The 16,319-nt window shown below is 68.8% G+C and carries 14 protein-coding genes; 5 read left to right on the top strand and 9 right to left on the bottom strand.

The features are described 5' to 3' along the window. Nucleotides 1-133: 133 nt before the first annotated feature. Nucleotides 134-2,110 carry a DNA helicase Rep gene (gene rep, locus AB3X08_RS22405; protein WP_369935294.1) on the bottom strand — a complete coding sequence of 659 codons (1,977 nt, stop codon included), beginning with the start codon at nt 2,108-2,110 and terminating at the stop codon, nt 134-136. A 136-nt stretch (nt 2,111-2,246) separates the two neighbouring features. Between rep and AB3X08_RS22410 the strand changes: the two genes are divergently transcribed. Together AB3X08_RS22410 and AB3X08_RS22415 are read left to right on the top strand one after the other, a co-directional pair. Further along, nucleotides 2,247-2,867: a thymidine kinase gene (locus AB3X08_RS22410; protein WP_184414480.1), complete on the top strand. Its 621-nt coding sequence runs from the start codon at nt 2,247-2,249 to the stop codon at nt 2,865-2,867. A 297-nt stretch (nt 2,868-3,164) separates the two neighbouring features. Then, the gene (locus tag AB3X08_RS22415; protein ID WP_369935296.1) at nt 3,165-3,920 is read left to right on the top strand and encodes a sel1 repeat family protein; all 756 of its coding nucleotides are present in this window, start codon (nt 3,165-3,167) and stop codon (nt 3,918-3,920) included. 271 nt (nt 3,921-4,191) lie between these two features. On the opposite strand, the gene AB3X08_RS22420 is transcribed toward AB3X08_RS22415, so the two are convergent. The 6 genes from AB3X08_RS22420 to mutM all read right to left on the bottom strand — a co-directional run bounded on the left by AB3X08_RS22420 (nt 4,192) and on the right by mutM (nt 12,501). Next, complete coding sequence (locus tag AB3X08_RS22420) at nt 4,192-5,796, bottom strand: glucan biosynthesis protein (protein WP_369935297.1); 1,605 nt, start codon at nt 5,794-5,796, stop codon at nt 4,192-4,194. Between the two features lie 314 nt (nt 5,797-6,110). Beyond that, entirely contained in the window at nt 6,111-7,073 is a 963-nt protein-coding gene (locus tag AB3X08_RS22425) for a DUF4380 domain-containing protein (RefSeq protein WP_369938619.1), read from the bottom strand. A 630-nt stretch (nt 7,074-7,703) separates the two neighbouring features. Next, complete coding sequence (locus AB3X08_RS22430; RefSeq protein ID WP_369935298.1) at nt 7,704-8,051, bottom strand: low molecular weight protein tyrosine phosphatase family protein; 348 nt, start codon at nt 8,049-8,051, stop codon at nt 7,704-7,706. Nucleotides 8,052-8,188: 137 nt separating this feature from the next. After that, nucleotides 8,189-11,035 (bottom strand): protein kinase domain-containing protein, encoded by a 2,847-nt coding sequence (locus tag AB3X08_RS22435; protein WP_369935299.1) that lies wholly within the window; start codon nt 11,033-11,035, stop codon nt 8,189-8,191. Between the two features lie 17 nt (nt 11,036-11,052). Next, nucleotides 11,053-11,619 carry an ECF-type sigma factor gene (locus AB3X08_RS22440; protein WP_184414475.1) on the bottom strand — a complete coding sequence of 189 codons (567 nt, stop codon included), beginning with the start codon at nt 11,617-11,619 and terminating at the stop codon, nt 11,053-11,055. 69 nt (nt 11,620-11,688) lie between these two features. After that, nucleotides 11,689-12,501, bottom strand: coding sequence for a bifunctional DNA-formamidopyrimidine glycosylase/DNA-(apurinic or apyrimidinic site) lyase (gene mutM / locus AB3X08_RS22445; RefSeq protein WP_369935301.1), 813 nt, complete (start codon nt 12,499-12,501; stop codon nt 11,689-11,691). A gap of 122 nt (nt 12,502-12,623) precedes the next feature. Here mutM and AB3X08_RS22450 point away from each other — a divergent pair, with 122 nt between their 5' ends. The 3 genes from AB3X08_RS22450 to AB3X08_RS22460 all read left to right on the top strand — a co-directional run bounded on the left by AB3X08_RS22450 (nt 12,624) and on the right by AB3X08_RS22460 (nt 14,431). After that, nucleotides 12,624-13,637: a DUF4034 domain-containing protein gene (locus AB3X08_RS22450; protein WP_369935303.1), complete on the top strand. Its 1,014-nt coding sequence runs from the start codon at nt 12,624-12,626 to the stop codon at nt 13,635-13,637. Between the two features lie 65 nt (nt 13,638-13,702). Continuing rightward, nucleotides 13,703-13,849 carry a hypothetical protein gene (locus AB3X08_RS22455; protein ID WP_369935305.1) on the top strand — a complete coding sequence of 49 codons (147 nt, stop codon included), beginning with the start codon at nt 13,703-13,705 and terminating at the stop codon, nt 13,847-13,849. A gap of 48 nt (nt 13,850-13,897) precedes the next feature. Beyond that, nucleotides 13,898-14,431 carry a hypothetical protein gene (locus AB3X08_RS22460; RefSeq protein ID WP_369935306.1) on the top strand — a complete coding sequence of 178 codons (534 nt, stop codon included), beginning with the start codon at nt 13,898-13,900 and terminating at the stop codon, nt 14,429-14,431. A 193-nt stretch (nt 14,432-14,624) separates the two neighbouring features. Here the strand turns inward: AB3X08_RS22460 and AB3X08_RS22465 are convergent, their stop codons facing one another. Both AB3X08_RS22465 and AB3X08_RS22470 read right to left on the bottom strand, forming a co-directional pair. Then, nucleotides 14,625-15,020 carry an EF-hand domain-containing protein gene (locus AB3X08_RS22465; RefSeq protein WP_369935307.1) on the bottom strand — a complete coding sequence of 132 codons (396 nt, stop codon included), beginning with the start codon at nt 15,018-15,020 and terminating at the stop codon, nt 14,625-14,627. After that, entirely contained in the window at nt 15,017-16,213 is a 1,197-nt protein-coding gene (locus AB3X08_RS22470) for an acyl-CoA desaturase (protein WP_369935310.1), read from the bottom strand. The genes AB3X08_RS22465 and AB3X08_RS22470 overlap by 4 nt, the downstream gene beginning before the upstream one ends. Nucleotides 16,214-16,319 lie beyond the last annotated feature (106 nt).

A 16,319-nucleotide genomic window follows, 5' to 3' on the forward strand; every position in this document is an offset into this window, starting at 1 on the left:
GAGAAGGGAACAGCTGGCGCATCCCGCCATATTGCCCGCCAGCCGCGGCACCCGCAGCGCGACGCAAAACCGCCGTTGCGAATCCCCAATCCCCAATCCCCAATCCCCAATCCCCAATCCCCAATCCCTGCTTCTAATCGAACAACGCCTGGATCGCCGCCAAGCCCGCATTGGCGCGTTCCTTCTTGCGCTCAGCGTCGGCCACCGGGTCGGCGCCGTCGCGCTGCATTTCCTCGGCGGGGATTTCGGCGAAGAAGCGGCTGGGCTTGAGCCGGATGTGCTCGCCGAACTTGCGGGTCAGCTTGCTGTAGCTCATCCACAGCTGTTCCTTGGCGCGGGTGATGCCCACGTACAGCAGGCGCCGCTCTTCCTGCAGGTTGCCCTCCTCCAGGCTCACCTCGTGCGGCAGCACGCCGTCCTCGCAGCCGACGATGAACACGTAGCGGAACTCCAGGCCCTTGGACGCGTGCATCGTCATCATCCGCACCTGGTTGCCGCCGTCGTCCTTGTCGTTGCGCGACAGCAGCGCCAGCTGCGCCGCCAGGTCGCCGACGGTGGCGCCGCGCGGGCCGCCCTCGAACCACTTGGCCAGTTCCTCCAGGTTGCCGCGGCGGCGCTGGAAGGTGGCTTCGTCCTTGCATTGGCTGCGCAGCTCGCGGATCAGTCCGGACTGCTCGGCAAGCTGGCGCACCACATCGGCCGAAGACAGCGTCTGCGAGGCGCTACGCAACTCGTGCAGCACGTCGACGAAATCGCTCAGGCCGTTGGCCGCGCGTGGCGGCAATTGCTGCAGCGCGCCCATCGACTCGGCCGCGCGCGACATCGGCAGATGCTTGGCCGACGCCAGTTCGGCCAGCTTGGCCAGCGAGGTCGCGCCGACCTCGCGCTTGGGCGCCTGCACCGCGCGCAGGAACGCGGCATCGTCGTCCGGATTGACCAGCAGCCGCAGCCACGACAGCACGTCCTTCACTTCCTGCCGTTCCAGGAACGCGGTGCCGCCGGTGATGTGGTACGGCACGCCAGCGATCTGCAAGGCCTTTTCCAGCGGCCGCGACTGGAAGTTGCCGCGGAACAGGATGCAGAAATCGCTCCACGGCACCTGTTTGGCGGTGCCCAGGTAGGCGATCTCGGCGGCGACCTTCTCCGCCTCGTGCTCGCTGTCGCGGCACTCCCACACGCGGATGCGCTCGCCGTCGGCCTGGTCGCTCCACAGCGTCTTCAGGTGCTCGTGCGGGTTGTGCGCGATCAGCGCGTTGGCCGCGCGCAGCACGCGGTTGGAGCAGCGGTAGTTCTGCTCCAGCTTGATGATCTGCAGGGCCGGATAGTCGCGTCCCATCTGCGTCAGGTTTTCCGGGTTGGCGCCGCGCCAGGCGTAGATGCTCTGGTCGTCGTCGCCCACGCAGGTGAAGTTGCCGCGCGGGCCGGCCAGCATCTTCAACATCCGGTATTGCGCATCGTTGGTGTCCTGGCTCTCGTCCACCAGCAGGTAGCCGATGCGCTCGCGCCATGCCATGACGATGTCCTCGTTCTCCTCCAGCACCTGCACCGGCAGGCGGATCAGGTCGTCGAAGTCCACCGCGTTGAAGGTGCTCAGCCGCGCCTGGTAGCGCTCGTACAGGCTGGCCGCTTCCTGCTCGCGGGTGCTGCGCGCGGCGGCCATCGCCTGCTCCGGCGACAGCCCGGCGTTCTTGGCGCGCGAGATCAGGTTCTTGGCGTCGTCGATCGCATCGGGTTTGGCGCCGTGCATCAGGTCCTTGATCTGCGCGGCGGCATCGTCGGCGTCGAAGATCGAGAAGCCGCGCTTGAGGCCGACCGCGGCGTGCTCGATCTGCAGGAACTTCAGCCCCAGCGCGTGGAAGGTGCAGATGGTCAGGCCGTCGGCGGCGTCGCCGCGGATGCGCTTGGCCACGCGCTCGCGCATTTCCTTGGCCGACTTGTTGGTGAAGGTGATCGCGGCGATGCGCTTGGCCGGGTAGCGGCCGGTGGCGATCAGGTGCGCGATCTTTTCCACGATCACGCGGGTCTTGCCGCTGCCGGCGCCGGCCAGCACCAGCAGCGGGCCTTCGCAATGCAGCACCGCGGCGCGTTGGGGGGGATTGAGACCGTGCATGAAGAGGTTTCCTGGGCCGCGCATTGTAGCGGGCGCCGACCGGCGGCGAGGACCGCCCCGCCGCGCTGGCGCTGAACGGGTTTTCCCGCGCGCATCCGGCCTGCGGCGGAGCCGGCCGCCGCGCTAGAATCGGGCCATGGCGAAACTGTATTTCTACTATTCGGCGATGAACGCCGGCAAGACCACGACGCTGCTGCAGTCGGCGCACAACTATCGCGAGCGCGGCATGCGCACCGCGATCCTGACCCCGCAGCTGGACCACCGCGACGGCAGCGGCATCGTCGCCTCGCGCATCGGTCTGCGCGCCGATGGCAACACCTTCGTGCCGGACACCGATCTGCTGGCGCTGCTGCAGGACGACATCGCCGGCAACGGCGCGCTGCATTGCGTGCTGGTGGACGAGGCGCAGTTCCTCAGCCGCGCGCAGGTCTGGCAGCTCAGCGAGGTGGTCGACCGGCTGCGCATTCCGGTGCTGTGCTACGGCCTGCGCACCGATTTTCGCGGCGAGTTGTTCGAGGGCAGCCAGTACCTGCTGGCCTGGGCCGACGAGCTGCAGGAGATCAAGACCATCTGCCACACCGGCAGCAAGGCGACGATGACCGTGCGCGTGGACGCGGACGGCCATGCCGTGCAGGACGGCCCGCAGGTGGAGATCGGCGGCAACGAGCGCTACGTGTCGGTAAGCCGCGCAGAATTCAAGAAGATCATGCGCGGCGAGGGCCGCATCGATCCGTTGCAGATCGCGTTGCCGCGGTAGTCCATCCGCTGCGCCAGGCTGACCACTGCGGCGCCAGACGAACCACGACGTTGGCCGGAGGCTGCGCTGCATTTCGCGGTGCAGTCGCATGCGCAGGCGAACGCCACGCGAGCGCCATGCACTGTCCTGGTGCGTCCCATTCGCCGATTCGGTTCGGTCGCGTTCGACGCGACACCGAGCATGAACGCCGGTTGAAAACTGCAGCGCGGCCCTCGGCCGCATAGGCCATCAGTCTATGGATCGCGGCCACGACGCGCCCATAGAATCGTCGGCGATCGTACTCATGGGAAGAGTTCTATGCAGCAGTTCAAGGGATACGTCGTCGGCGGCTGCGCCGCACTTGCCGTTGCGGTGGCGCTGGCGCTGTCCGCGCCGGCCACCGCCGCCGACAACGCGCGTACGTTCGACGACATTCCGGCGCAGGTGCTGACCGACGGTTTCCTCGAGGCGCACCTGGACCTGTTCTATCGGCGCGCCGGTATCCGCGCCGACAAGAAGGGCGAGTTCGCCGAGGCCAGGAAGAGCTACCAGCTCGCCGCGCGCTATGCCGACAAGCCGTCGCAGGCGCGGCTGGGCGAGATGTATTGGGAAGGCCAAGGTGGGGCGCAGGATCGCGCGATGGGGTTCCTGTGGATGGCGCTGGCCTCCGAGCGCGGCTATGAGGCCTTCACCGCACGCAAGATGGAGTACTGGAACCAGCTCACGCCCGAAGAGCGGCAGCGCGCGATCAAGCAGGACAAGAAGATGCTCGCCACCTATGGCGATGCGGTCGCCAAGCCGCGGCAGGAAGCGGTCCTGCGCCGCGAGGCGGCGCGCAGCACCGGCAGCATGCTCGGCCACTCCGGCGCCTCCGCCTTGCAGATCAACGGCCCGCGCGGCGGCAGCATCGATCCGGAGGTGTTCTACGCCAAGGAATTCTGGGAGCCGGGGGCGTACTGGAAGCTGCAGGACCGGGTCTGGGACGGCCGCACGCCGGGGCGTGTGGATATCGGCGATGTCGAGGACATCACCCAGGAAAGCGCGCCGAAGCCGCAGGAACCGGGCAAGCCCTGAGCCGGCTGCGACCCGACGCCGGACACGCCGCACGTCGGGACTGAAGTCCCTCCCACAGCCGCGAGCTTCTGTAGGCGCGGCGCCAGCCGCGACGGGTGAAGCCGGAACTGCACCGGCGGCGGACACTGTCTGTCGGGGCTGAAGCCCCTCCTACAGTGCACCCGGCACGGTAACTGCGCGGTTTGTAGGAGCGGCTTCAGCCGCGACAACTAACGTCGGGCACTGCATGCGGGGCCGCTGCCGCGCACCGCGCGGCAGCGGCCGGCCATGCTCAATACAGCTTGCGCTCGGCCGCCGGTGGCGGCGTCCACTGGTACAGCCAGGTCTCGGTCAGCGGCCTGTCGCCGGAGCGCAGGAACAGGCGAATGTCGATCTGCTGCGTGCCCTCGTCCGGCGGCACCACGTCGAACATCGCACGGTAGCCGGAGAGTTCGTGCAGCGGCCGCGCCGAGACGATCTCGGTGCTGCCGCGGCTCAGCTGCAGCACCGCCTCGACCTTGGCGTCCTTGTCCTTGCCGAGCTTGGCCAGCTCGCCGCCGACGAAGTCCACCGCGAAGCGCCAGGAGAAATGGCTGCGCTTCTGCCCGACCACGCCGCCCAGGCCGGTGCGCGTGGCCACGCACTGCGCCAGCGGCGAGGACGCCGGCGGCTGCGCGCCCCAGTACAGGCGATAGCCGAACAGCAGCTCCTGCCCGGGCTGCGGCTTGTCCTGCGGATTCCAGAACGCGACGATGTTGTCGAAGGTCTCGTCGACGGTGGGAATCTCCACCAGCTGCACCGAACCCTTGCCCCAGCCCTGCTTCGGTTCCACCCACAGGCACGGGCGCTTGTCGTAGTACACGCCGTCGTCGTGGTAGTGGTCGAAGTTGCGGTCGCGCTGCAGCAGGCCGAAGCCGCGCGGGTTCTCGTCGACGAACATGTTGAAGCGCAGCTGCGGCGGATTGCACAGCGGCCGCCAGATCCATTCGCCGCCGCCGGTCCACATCGCCAGGCCGTCGGTGTCGTGGATCTCCGGGCGCCAGTCCCAGTCCATGCGGCGGTCGTTCTCGCCGACCTGGTACATGCTGGTGCACGGCCCCAGGCCCAGCCGCTCGATGCTCTTGCGCGGATACAGTGCGCTGTCGATGTCCATCAGCAGCACGTCGCCGTTGGTGATCGCGAAGCGGTAGGCGCCGGCCACGCTCGGCGAGTCCAGCAGCGCGTACACCACCACCGTGTCCGAGCCGGCCTTGGGCTGCTCCAGCCAGTAGGCGATGAAGTCCGGGAATTCCTCCGGGCCGCCGGTGCCGGTATCGATCGCCAGGCCGCGCGCGGACTGCCCGTACTGGCCTTCCTTGCCCACCGCGCGGAAATAGCTGGCGCCGAGGAACGCGGCGAAGTCGCGGTCGGTGTCCTGCTTGGTATTGAGGCGGAAACCGGCGAAACCCAGGTCCTTGGGCAGATGCTTGCCCTTCAGCCCGCTGCTGCCGTAATCGAACGCGGCGCCGTCGTAGGCCAGTTCCTGCGCCTGCCCGTCGACCAGGTCGAACATGTGCACCGGCGACTTGAAGTACAGGCCCAGGTGGAAGAACTTGGCCTGGAACTTCGACGCGTTGTCCACCGCCCACAACGCATGGTCCTGGCGGTAGCGGATCGACTGGTACTGGTCCCAGTTCAGCGACTCCAGCGGCCCCGGCAGCACCCGCTTGTGGCTCTGGTAGGGCTCCTGGGCCATGGCCCGGGCGCGGCCCTTGAGCCAGGCGTAGTCGAAGGGCTGCGGCTTGCCCAGCCGGCGCAGGCCGACCGCGGGTGCGGCCTGGCCGAGCATCGGCATCGCGGGCAAGCCCATGGCGGCGAAGGCGGCGGCGGCGTTCTTGAGGAAATCGCGTCGTTGCATGGGCCGGATCGAAGCGGAAAGGGCCTCCATCATAGACAAGCGGTGTTGAACGCGAGAGCTAGGGCGCTTGTTCGATTCCCAAGCGGGTCGCATTGGGTCGGTCGGGGCGCCCGCCGGTGCGGCGTGGTGCGGCGTATGGCGGGCGGTGAGGTCGCTGGCGCCCGACAGGCCCGACCCGCGCGGCCGCGCGCGCTTGCGCTGGCGCTGCGTCATCGCCCGCTCGGAATTCTTCCACGCCTCAATGCTCTTCTTGCCCCGCGCACGCGCGCACGCACGGAGCGGCGCGATCCGCGTGGGGATTGACGACGTTCCCCCTAGGGCGTCGCGCAGGCCCCGTCCAACGCCAGCGCCGCGGCGTGCCCGCACAGGAAGGCGCGCTGCTGCGCCGGGTCGTCGCCGCCGGCGTAATCCAGCAAGGTCCATTGCTCCTCGGCCTGCATGGTCTGGCCCGGCGCCAGGGTCCGGTACGGCGCGTGCACCTCCATTTCCAGCAGGCCGCTGCCCGGATCGGCGGCCGCCGCATCCAGGTAGAACTCGACCTGGCCCTGCTCGGGATGGATCCGCGCCAACGGCTGATGCGCGAAACGGATCACCCAGGCCTGACCGCCGGAGAAGGCGGCGATCCAGCCCGCCGAAGGCTGCAGCAACAGCTTGCCGCGTTGTCCAGCGCTGCCGGGCGGCGCCGCCGCCAGCGCCATCAGTCCGCCTTGCAGCACGTACTGCGGCGGGGCATAGCCTGCGCCATCGCTGGGCTGCACGCGGATATCGGCGGCCGCTGCGACCGGCACCAGCACCCGCGTGGCCGCGCTGACCCGCGTGTTGAACCACAGGTCCCAGGCCACTGCAGCCTTGCGCACGTTCTGCGCCTGCACCTGCAGCAGCACGCTGTCGGCGCGCTGCGGCGACAGCGCGAAGGTCTTGCGCAGCCGCACGCCGCTGATCGGGCTGTCCACGCCGCGCAACTGCAGGCGCTGTGGCGTGCGTGCGGTGACGGTGGTGGTGGCGAAGCTCAGGTACGGGTCCGGCGGCCAGTTCGCATGCGCCGCACGCCGCGCCGGATTGGCGTCCTGATGCTGCCACCACGCGCTCTGCGGCCCGACCCAGACGTCGTGGCCGAAATACGGGATGTCGTTGGCCGCCGCGCTGACCGTCGGCAACGGCTGGCGCTGCACCGCGTCGCCGACCTTGATCAGGTTCGGCCCGCCGCTGCGCTGGAAGCCGAGCACGCGCCCGCCCAGGGTCGGCGTGACCGTGAGCCGGACCACGCCGTTGTCCATGACCCACGGCGCCGTCGCATCGGTGCCAGGCGCGGTGGCCGCGGCCGTGGCGGCGAGCAGCGGCCAGGCGCCGAGAAGCGCGAGCAGCGCTGCGTGCCGGCGCCGCCGTCCATTCTGCGTATCGGTACGCATGGCGAACCTGTCGTCGAGGAAGGAAGCCTGATTGTGGCGACTCTGCGCCCGCGGCGACAGCCGGCCGGTTGCGCCGCCGCCGTGGTCACCGTTCGGCGCAATCCGGCGGATACGGTTGTCGCTGAGCGTGCGCAGCGTCGGCCATGGGTCGATCCGACAGTTGCACCTGCCGCGCCAGCGCGACGACGGTCACAGCGATTGCGGTGGCGGCTGAAGAAGCCCTCAAATAGACGTCGTGGCGTCTCGTGCTCCTCGACAGGTCAGCGCGGAACTGCAGGCGTCGCTAGTGCAGCCATGGCGCTTTGCCGCTTACCGCCACGGCCGCCACGTCACGCGCATGAATGCACCGCGCGTCCGCGTGGTATCTCGCTCAAAGTGCCGGATGACGCTGCGGCAGATGCGGCATCACCGCCTGTTGCAGCCGCAGCGCTCTGCCGCTTTGCCGCCGCGGCCGCGACCCGGCGCATATGGATGCACCACTCGGCCGTGTCTTCTCGCTCAAAGCGCCAAATGACGCCGCGGCAGATGCGGCGTCACCGCCTGCTGCAGCTGCCGCACCAGCGCCGGATCCATGAACGCGTAGTCGTCGGGAATGTCCAGGCAGACGATGCGCTTGCCGCTCAGATGCCGCTGGAACGCGGCCGACAGTTTGCTGCGGTGGCGCCGCTCCATCACGAAGATCAGGTCGGCCCAGGCCAGCAGCTCCGGCGTCACCGCGGTGTCGGCATCGGCATTGACCCCGGCCGAGGCGGTCTCGATGCCGGGCCAGTCGGCGAAGAGTTGCTCGGCGGTCGGGCTGCGCAGCCGGTTGCGGGCGCACAGGAACAGGACATGGCAGACGGGCATGGGGCGTGGGTCGGAGGGCGGTGAACCATGGTAGCGGCGAGCGCCGGCTGTTCGGGGCGGCACTGCCAGGCCTTCGTCGACTGGGGAGCTGACATTCGCGCCTGGAGCGGCCGGTGCCGGGCTCTCCGCAGCAGGACTCAGCGCGCCGCGGTCAACGCTGCCGGACCGCCGCACGCCGCACTCAGTCCCTCGATCTCGTGCACCAGCGTGCCGCCCTGCGGCTGCGCCAGCGCCAGTTCGCGCTGCAGCGCCTGCAGTTCGCCACGGCCGTCGCCGGCACCGCCGCGCTGGTGGCAATGCAGCTCGGCGGCATAGGCGCGGGCGCGCCAGCGCAGCTTGCGGCTTTCGATGCCGTCCCCGCCCTGCCGCGCCTGCGTCTCCAGTTCGTGCAGCGCCTGCGCGTCGTGGCCGAGCCGGCCCAGGTTGCGCGCCCAGGCCACGCGCACCGCGCGGCTGCGCGGATGGTCCGGGCCGTAGCCGCTCTCGGTGCGGCGCAGCGCCTGCGCCAGCAGCGCGTCGGCCTGCCGCGGTTCGCCGAGCGCGGCGCGCGCCTCGGCGATCAAACGCTCGCTGTCGCCGACCGCCGGGTTGTTCTGGCCGAGCTGCGCGATCCAGCGCGCGCGCGCTTCGTACAGCGGCGCCAGCGCGTCGCGGTAACGGCCGGCGGCCGACAGCGCCAGGCCCTGGTTGAGCAGCATGTACGGCAGCAGCGCCTGGCTGTCGGGGGCACGCATGATCGCCACCGAGCGATCCATGTCGGCGATCGCCTGCGCGTCCTGGCCACGCTCCAGTTCCAGCATCGCCAGCGAACTCCAACTCATGCCGGTGTCGCGGTGGGCGGGGCCCAGCCGCTCCACGGTCAGCGCATGCGCGGCGCGCAGTTCGCGCTCGGCGATATCGAGACGGCCCTGGTCGATCATCACCGCCGCCCGCAAGCGCCGCAGCCCGAGGCTGACCGGGTGGCGATCGCCGTTCAGGCTGCGCGACAGCGCCAGCGCCGCGCTCACCGCCTGCTCGGCCTGATCGACATCGCCGCGATCGCGGTAGGCCACGCCCAGGCTGCGCAGCAGGTTGACGCTGAGCGGATGCCGCGGGCCGGCCTGGCGGTCGAGCAAGGCCAGGGCCTGCAGGTAACCGGCGATCGCCGCATCGGTGTTGCCGATGTCGCTGTCCATCGAGGCGACGTCGGTCATGCTCTCGACGATGCCGGCCGGGTCCTTGAGCACGTCGCGGTGCAGCGCCAGCGCGCGTTCGAACCAGTCCCGCGCCGGCGCGCGTTCGCCGAGCACGCGCCGGCAGCGTCCCAGTTGCGAGAAGAACCCCGCGGCCTGCAGCGGCAGCTGCGCCTGCGCTTCCTGCGCCTGTGCGGCCAGCGGCTGCAGCAGCGTCACGCACTCCTGCGAACGGCTCAGCAGGCGCAGCGCGCGCCCATGCTGCGCCGCCGCTTCCAGGCGCAGCGCCAGCGGCACATCGTCCTGCGTGGCCAGCAACGCGCGCTGCCGTTCCAGCAGCAGCAACGCTTCGCGATAGTCGCCCAGGCCGATGCGCAGGCGCGCGATCACGCCCTGCAGTTCCGCGCGCGCCAGCGGCTGCCGCAGCAGTTCGCGTTCGCCGCGCTGTTCGCCGCTGGCAAGCAGCCCGCGCAGGTCGAAGCCGTCGCCGCGCTGCGCGTTGCCGGCGCGATCGAACAGGCCGATCACGAAATCCTGCATGGCCTGCGCGCGCACGGTTTCGCGATGCGCCTCGCGCACCTGCCACAGCGCCACACCCGCGGCGCCGAGCAGCGCGGCGGCGATCAGGCTGCCGAACACCAGGCTCCAGCGATGCCGCTGCAGGTATTTCTGCAAGCGGTAGGCCATGCCCTGCGGGCGTGCCTGCACCGTGCGCCCCTGCAGATGGCGGCGCAGGTCCTGGGCCAGCGCCTCGGCCGAGGAATAACGCTGCGGCAGCGGCTTCTGCAGCGCCTTGAGCAGAATGTTGTCCAGATCGCCGCTCAGCCGCCGCGCCAGGCGCCGCGCCTCGGCCGGATCGCGCTGGCCCTGCTGCGCGACGCGCAGCACCGCCGCCGACGGCCGCGGCGCCTCCACCGCCAGGATCGCGCGCTCCCATTCGGCATCGCTGCTGCGGCACAGGTGGTAGGGCTTGCGGTCGGTGAGCAGTTCGTACAGCACCACGCCCAACGAATACACATCGGTCAGGGTGGTGACCGGTTCGCCGCGCACCTGCTCCGGCGCGGCGTAGTGCAAGGTGAAGGCGCGCACTTCGGTGCGCGGATGCGCGTCGGCTGCAGGGTCGGTCTCGGTGTCGAGCAGCTTGGCGATGCCGAAGTCGAGCAGCCGGACCTCGCCTGCGGCATTGACCAGGATGTTGGAAGGCTTCAGGTCGCGATGCACGATCAGGTTGGCGTGCGCGTGGCTGACTACTTCGCATACCTGCAGGAACAGCCGCAGCCGCTCGCTCACCGGCAGGTGCAGACGCTGGCAATAGTCGGTGAGCGGCTCGCCTTCGACATAGGCCAGCGCCAGGTAGGGACGGCCGTCGCTGGCGATGCCGGCGTCGAGCAGGCGCGCCAGGTGCGGGTGCTCCAGCCGCGCCAGGATTTCGCGTTCGCGGGTGAAGCGCTGGCGCAGCGCGGCGTCGGCATAGCCGGGGCGCAGCAGCTTCAGCGCGACCTGGCGCTGGTACAGGCCGTCGGCGCGCTGCGCCAGCCAGACCTGGCCCATGCCGCCTTCGCCGAGCAGCCGCTCCAGCGCATATGGCCCGATCCGGCTTCCGGCGCACAGGCATTCGGTGGCGGTGGCCAGCAGCGGCTCGCTGAGCAGGTCCGAGCCGGCCGCATCCAGCGCCAGCATGCGCACCAGGTCGTCGGCGCTGGCCGGATCCTGCGCGTGCAACTGCGCCAGCCGCGTCGCGCGCGCCTCCGGGGTCAGTTCCAGCAATTCGTCGAGCAACGGCGACAGGCGTTGCCACTGCAGCGCGTCCATGCGTGCTCCGGCCGGTCCTAGTGATCCTGCATCGCCGCCAGCAGGAAGATGCGCGCCTTCTGCCAGTCGCGGCGGATGCTGCGTTCGGAGCGCTGCATCAGCTCGGCGATCTCCTGTTCGGACAGGCCGGCGAAATAGCGCAGCTCCACCACCTTGGCCAGGCGCTCGTCGATCGCCTGCAACCGGTCCAGCGCCACGTCCAGCGCCAGCAGGTCCTCGTCCAGGCGCACCCCGCCGCTGTCCTCGGGGATCTCGGCGACGCGTTTGAGATCGCCGCCACGCTTGCGGGTCAGGCGATTGCGCGCGTAATCCACCACCACGCTGCGCATCGCCGAGGCGGCGTAGGCGAAGAAGTGCGCGCGCCCGTCGAAGCGGGCCAGTCCGTGCGCGCCGAGCAGCTTCAGATAGGACTCGTGCACCAGCGAGGTCGCATCCAGGGTCTGCGCCTGCTGCCCGGCCAACTGGCGCCGGGCCATGCTGTGCAGTTCCTGGTACAGCGTGCTGAGCACGCGGTCCAGCGCCTCACGGTCGCCGCCGCGCGCGGCGTCCAGCCACACGGTGATCTCGGGTGCAGTCTCTACCACGGCGGTCTCTCCTCCGGCCGGGAGTCGCGCGGACTATAGCGCGCGCCGACGGCCAGCGGCTGCCGCCCGTCAGCGCTGGCAGCTTGCGCACCAGACGCTGGCGCGCTGGCCGATGCTGGCGTGGCGCAGCGGCCGCCCACAGCGCTTGCAGGCCTCGCCCTCGCGGCCGTAGACCGCCAGCTCCTGCTCGAAATAGCCCGGCGCCCCGTCCGGGCTGATGAAGTCGCGCAAGGTGGTGCCGCCACGGGCGATGGCATAGCCGAGGATCGCCTTGGCCGCCTCGGCCAGGCGCGCATAGCGTGCCCGCGAGACCTCCCCGGCCTCGCGCAGCGGACTGATTCCTGCCTGGAACAGGCTTTCGGCGGCATAGATGTTCCCGACTCCGACCACGACGCGTTGATCCATCAAGAACGTCTTTACCGGCGCACTGCGGCCACGGCTGCGCCGGAACAGGTAATCGCCGTCGAACGCGTCGGACAGCGGCTCCGGCCCCAGTTCCTCGAGCAGCGGGTGGATCTGCCCCGGCGCCTGCCACAGCAGGCAACCGAACCGGCGCGGATCGTTGAAGCGCAGCACGCGCCCGTCCTCCAGGCTGATGTCGACATGATCGTGCGCCCGCGGCGGCGTGTCCCCGGGCAGCACGCGCAGGCTGCCGGACATGCCCAGGTGCAGCAGCGCGCTGCCGGCTTCGGTGTCCAGCAGCAGGTATTTGGCGCGGCGGCGAATGGCCTCGATGCGCTGCCCCGGCAGCTGCTGCGCCACCTCCGGCGGGATCGGCCAGCGCAGGTCCGGCCGCCGCAGGATCACGCCGTGGATGCGCCGCCCCAGCAGATGCGGCTCCAGGCCGCGCCGGGTGGTTTCTACTTCGGGGAGTTCGGGCATGGGGGTGCTGGACGGCGGTAGTATGTGATGGGCAAGCTTAGCGGCAGACGGCATCACCGTCGCCATGACGCGCGGCAGGCTTCACGCGTCGGCATGGAGGCACCTCCCAATCGAGATCACCGATGGACCCGGTCAAGCACCTCGCACTGCGCATCGTTTTCTTCCTCGCCGCCTTGCTGGCGTCGGCCAATGCGCTGTGCCAGGAACTGGAAGAGCGCGCCGTCATCTGGAAGCAGACGCTGGCTGCACTGGAAGGAGGCGATTTCGCCGCGCTGGAGCAACAGGCTGCACGCTTCCGGCAGGACCGTACCCGCACCTCGAGCGGTCTCTGGAAGCTGAGCCTGTTCTACGCGGCCGTTGGCGATTTCTTCGACACCGACGAACGCGGCGACACGTACTGGTCGGAACGGGGCAAGACCGTCGACCGCTGGGTCAAGGCCTATCCGAAGTCTCCCACCGCGCGCATCGCCTATGCGCAATGGCTGCTCAACTACGCCTGGAGCTACCGCGGCAACACCTATGCGAAGAGCGTCAAGCCGGAGAACTGGGCACCCTTCCACGCCGGAACGGAATCGGCGAGGGCATATCTGGAGAAGTACAAGAAGATCGCCGCGGTCGATCCGCAGTGGTACAAGACGATGGAGACAGTGGCCACCCGGCAGAGCTGGGCCGACGACAGATTTCAGGCATTGCTCGACGAGGCGCTGACCCGGCATCCGCAGTTCTACGAAATCTACTTCGCCGCGGTGACCTTCTATTCGCCCAAATGGGGCGGCGACGCGGGCGCCATCGAGACGTTCGCACGGCTGGCGGTGGAACGTACCCGCGCGCAGGAAGGAAACGGGCTGTACGCCAGGATCTATTGGTATGCCTCGCAGGCGCAGTACGACAACCGCCTGTTTACCGAGTCGCTGGCGCGCTGGTCGACGATGCGGGCAGGCATCGACGATGTGTTGAAGTCCTATCCGGACGAGTGGAACATCCAGAACTTCGCCCGCTTCGCCTGCCTGGCGCAGGACCAGGAAAAGACCCTGGAGCTGATGACGCGCATACGAGAACCTACCTACCCAAGTGTCTGGGGAGCCGAAGACGCCTTCCAGCGTTGCCGAACCTGGGCGATGCGCGCGGTGATCTGAGTATGGAGACGCAATGGCGCTGGCGTCCGCGGCCTCTGTACTGCTCGCTTCCTTGAGGTCAACACATGAAGCAATCGACCCACCTCGCAATAGCTGTCTTTTTCGTACTGCTGGCTCTAGCGATGATCGGGATACGCAGTGATGGCGTTGCGGTCGTTTTCTTTCTGCTGGGACTACGTCATTCGATTTCAGGCATCGCAGCAGAACGGTGACGACCGCGCGGCTGGAGGTCGGGCTTGGCATATCAAAGGGACCACGCAATGGCGCAAGACGAGCGAGACAGTCACGGTGAGGCCCGATGCGCGGCATCGTGGAGCGGCGCGACGGACGCCGGCTTGGCAGTCCACGGGCGCCGACGCGCGTTCCAACGCAGCACGTTCTACCTGTGCCTGGTGTTGCTGGTCGGCGGCTGCGCGCCTGCTCCGCAGGCGATGCAGGACGCGGGAACTTGCGCTACCCCTTTCGAGATTCTGCAGGCGGTCGCGGACGACCCAGAGACCGAGACCTATGCAGCTGCCCACCTCGAGTCCCGGAGCATCGCCGTTCTATGGAATGCGATGCCACCCTCACTCGAAGCGTGTGGCCCTTCCGGGAACCCTTTCAGTTTCACTCGCTCGTCGTCGCCGAGCTTCGATCCGCGAAGCGAATTTATCGCAATAGACAAGTTGTACTTCGACGCGGATGCCGCATTCCTCGAGATCAGCTTTCCGCCGACTGGCAAGAATGGCGACTTCTTTCTCAGGAGAAAGGCGGGCAAATGGGTGATTGCGCAAAAGGCGTTGTGGGAGTCCTGATCGAGCTGCAGTGAGCTTGCCAACACCCGGGATGCGAGCCGTCCGCATCTGCGGCTGCAATGCTGCGGGATGACGGCATGCATCACGCTCTGACGTCACTCGATGGACAATGTTTGATCTTGATTGATGCCGTTCGATCCGTCGCGGACGAATGCAATGGCTTTGCTGCGAGACGCCGCGCTTTTTCGCGTCTTCACTGCGGCGGCGCTGCCAACTCCGTAGCGCTGAGATACCCATCGCCATTGCTGTCCTGTTTGCGAAAGCGCGCCGTCAAGGTGGCCTGGTGCTGCGCGCGGGTGATCGGCTTGCCGCGGCCGCCGGGCAGTTCGGCGGGGCTGAGCACGCCGTCGTGGTCGAGGTCGCGGGCGTCGAAGGCGTAGCTCATCCAGGCCAGGTATTCGTCCAGGCCGACGCGGCCGTCGCCGTCGCGGTCCATGCGTTGCAGGTAACCGCCGGTGGTATCGACGACCTGCGCGCAGGCCATGGCGATCGCGCCGCTGAGCGTGACCAGCAGGACCAGCGCTGCCATGAACGACGAACGCCGCACGAGGCGGCGTTCGCGAAGCGGCTGCAGGAAGCCGCGGGTCATGCCAGGGCGTAGCCCTTCAACCGCGCGGCGTAGGCCTGCAGGGCGGCGATGCCGCTGGCCTCGGCATCGTGGCACCAGGCCTGCAATTGCTTCAGGCGCTCGCTGGCGTCGTGGCTGCGCGCCTCCAGCAGCGCGGCCAGGCGCGCGCGGTGTTCGACCAGGGTACGCATGCGTGGGCGCTGCGCGACCCAGTGCTGCAGCTGTTCGCGCGCATCGGGTTTGAGCCAGCGGCCGTCGTCGACCAGGCCCTTGCGCAGGCGCCGCGGCAGCAGCTGACGCAGCTTGGCCCCGGCCTGCGCGGCCTCTTCCTTCAGCGCCGGGGTGAAGACGTTGCGCTGGTAGTCGGTCATCGCCTGGAAGCGGTGCGAGAGCAGCGCGCGCAGGGTGTCGGCATCGGGCACGGCGATGTTCGGGCGCACGTCCAGGGTCGGCGCCACGCGCAGGATCTTGGCCAGGCGCAGCGACGCCAGCGCGCGGATCGCGATCCAGCCGATGTCCAGTTCCCAGCGCCGCATCGAGAAGCGCGCCGAGCTCGGGAACGCGTGGTGGTTGTTGTGCAGCTCTTCGCCGCCGATCCACAGCGCCCACGGGGTCAGATTGGTCGAGGTGTCGGCCGATTCGAAGTTGCGGTAGCCCCACCAGTGGCCGAGGCCGTTGACCACGCCGGCGGCCCAGAACGGGATCCATGCCATCTGCAGCGCCCACAGGGCGATGCCGGGCAGGCCGAACAGCAGGACGTTGAAGGCGAACAAGGCGATCGGCCCCCAGTTCGCGTGCGCGGTGTACAGGCGGCGCTCGATCCAATCGTCCGGGGCGCCCTTGCCGTACTGCTCGATGTCGCCGCGCATGGTGCGCGCTTCGCGGTACAGCTCCACGCCACGCCAGAACACGCGGCCGATGCCCTTGGTCTGCGGGCTGTGCGGATCCTCGTCGGTCTCCACCTTGGCGTGGTGTTTGCGATGGATCGCCACCCACTCCTTGGTGATCATGGAGGTGGTGAACCAGGTCCAGAAGCGGAAGAAGTGCGACAGCAGCGGATGGAAATCGACGCCGCGATGGGCCTGGCTGCGGTGCAGGTACAAGGTCACCGCGAAGATGGTCAGCTGGGTGAACAGCAGCAGCACCGCCAGCATGCCCCACCAGCCGACGTTGAGCAGGCCGGTACTGAGGAAGTCGAGGATCGCGTCGGACATTGCCAGAACTCCAGGCCGGTTAAGGCGTGCGCCAGGTTGGTATAGAAGACATGATGGGGCCAGTGGCGGCAAACTTCACCCACCGCCTGCGTACGGTATTCAGCCG

Source organism: Xanthomonas sp. DAR 34887, assembly GCF_041245805.1.
Classification (GTDB): Bacteria; Pseudomonadota; Gammaproteobacteria; order Xanthomonadales; family Xanthomonadaceae; genus Xanthomonas_A; species Xanthomonas_A tesorieronis.

Bases quoted from the DNA above. Each gene is read 5' to 3' on its own strand.
- AB3X08_RS22435 (WP_369935299.1), bottom strand. From the start codon at position 11,035: ATGGACGCGCTGCAGTGGCAACGCCTGTCGCCGTTGCTCGACGAATTG.
- AB3X08_RS22460 (WP_369935306.1), top strand. From the start codon at position 13,898: ATGGCGCAAGACGAGCGAGACAGTCACGGTGAGGCCCGATGCGCGGCA.
- AB3X08_RS22430 (WP_369935298.1), bottom strand. From the start codon at position 8,051: ATGCCCGTCTGCCATGTCCTGTTCCTGTGCGCCCGCAACCGGCTGCGC.
- AB3X08_RS22425 (WP_369938619.1), bottom strand. From the start codon at position 7,073: ATGGACAACGGCGTGGTCCGGCTCACGGTCACGCCGACCCTGGGCGGG.
- mutM (WP_369935301.1), bottom strand. From the start codon at position 12,501: ATGCCCGAACTCCCCGAAGTAGAAACCACCCGGCGCGGCCTGGAGCCG.
- AB3X08_RS22470 (WP_369935310.1), bottom strand. From the start codon at position 16,213: ATGTCCGACGCGATCCTCGACTTCCTCAGTACCGGCCTGCTCAACGTC.
- AB3X08_RS22465 (WP_369935307.1), bottom strand. From the start codon at position 15,020: ATGACCCGCGGCTTCCTGCAGCCGCTTCGCGAACGCCGCCTCGTGCGG.
- AB3X08_RS22420 (WP_369935297.1), bottom strand. From the start codon at position 5,796: ATGCAACGACGCGATTTCCTCAAGAACGCCGCCGCCGCCTTCGCCGCC.
- rep (WP_369935294.1), bottom strand. From the start codon at position 2,110: ATGCACGGTCTCAATCCCCCCCAACGCGCCGCGGTGCTGCATTGCGAA.
- AB3X08_RS22415 (WP_369935296.1), top strand. From the start codon at position 3,165: ATGCAGCAGTTCAAGGGATACGTCGTCGGCGGCTGCGCCGCACTTGCC.
- AB3X08_RS22450 (WP_369935303.1), top strand. From the start codon at position 12,624: ATGGACCCGGTCAAGCACCTCGCACTGCGCATCGTTTTCTTCCTCGCC.
- AB3X08_RS22455 (WP_369935305.1), top strand. From the start codon at position 13,703: ATGAAGCAATCGACCCACCTCGCAATAGCTGTCTTTTTCGTACTGCTG.
- AB3X08_RS22410 (WP_184414480.1), top strand. From the start codon at position 2,247: ATGGCGAAACTGTATTTCTACTATTCGGCGATGAACGCCGGCAAGACC.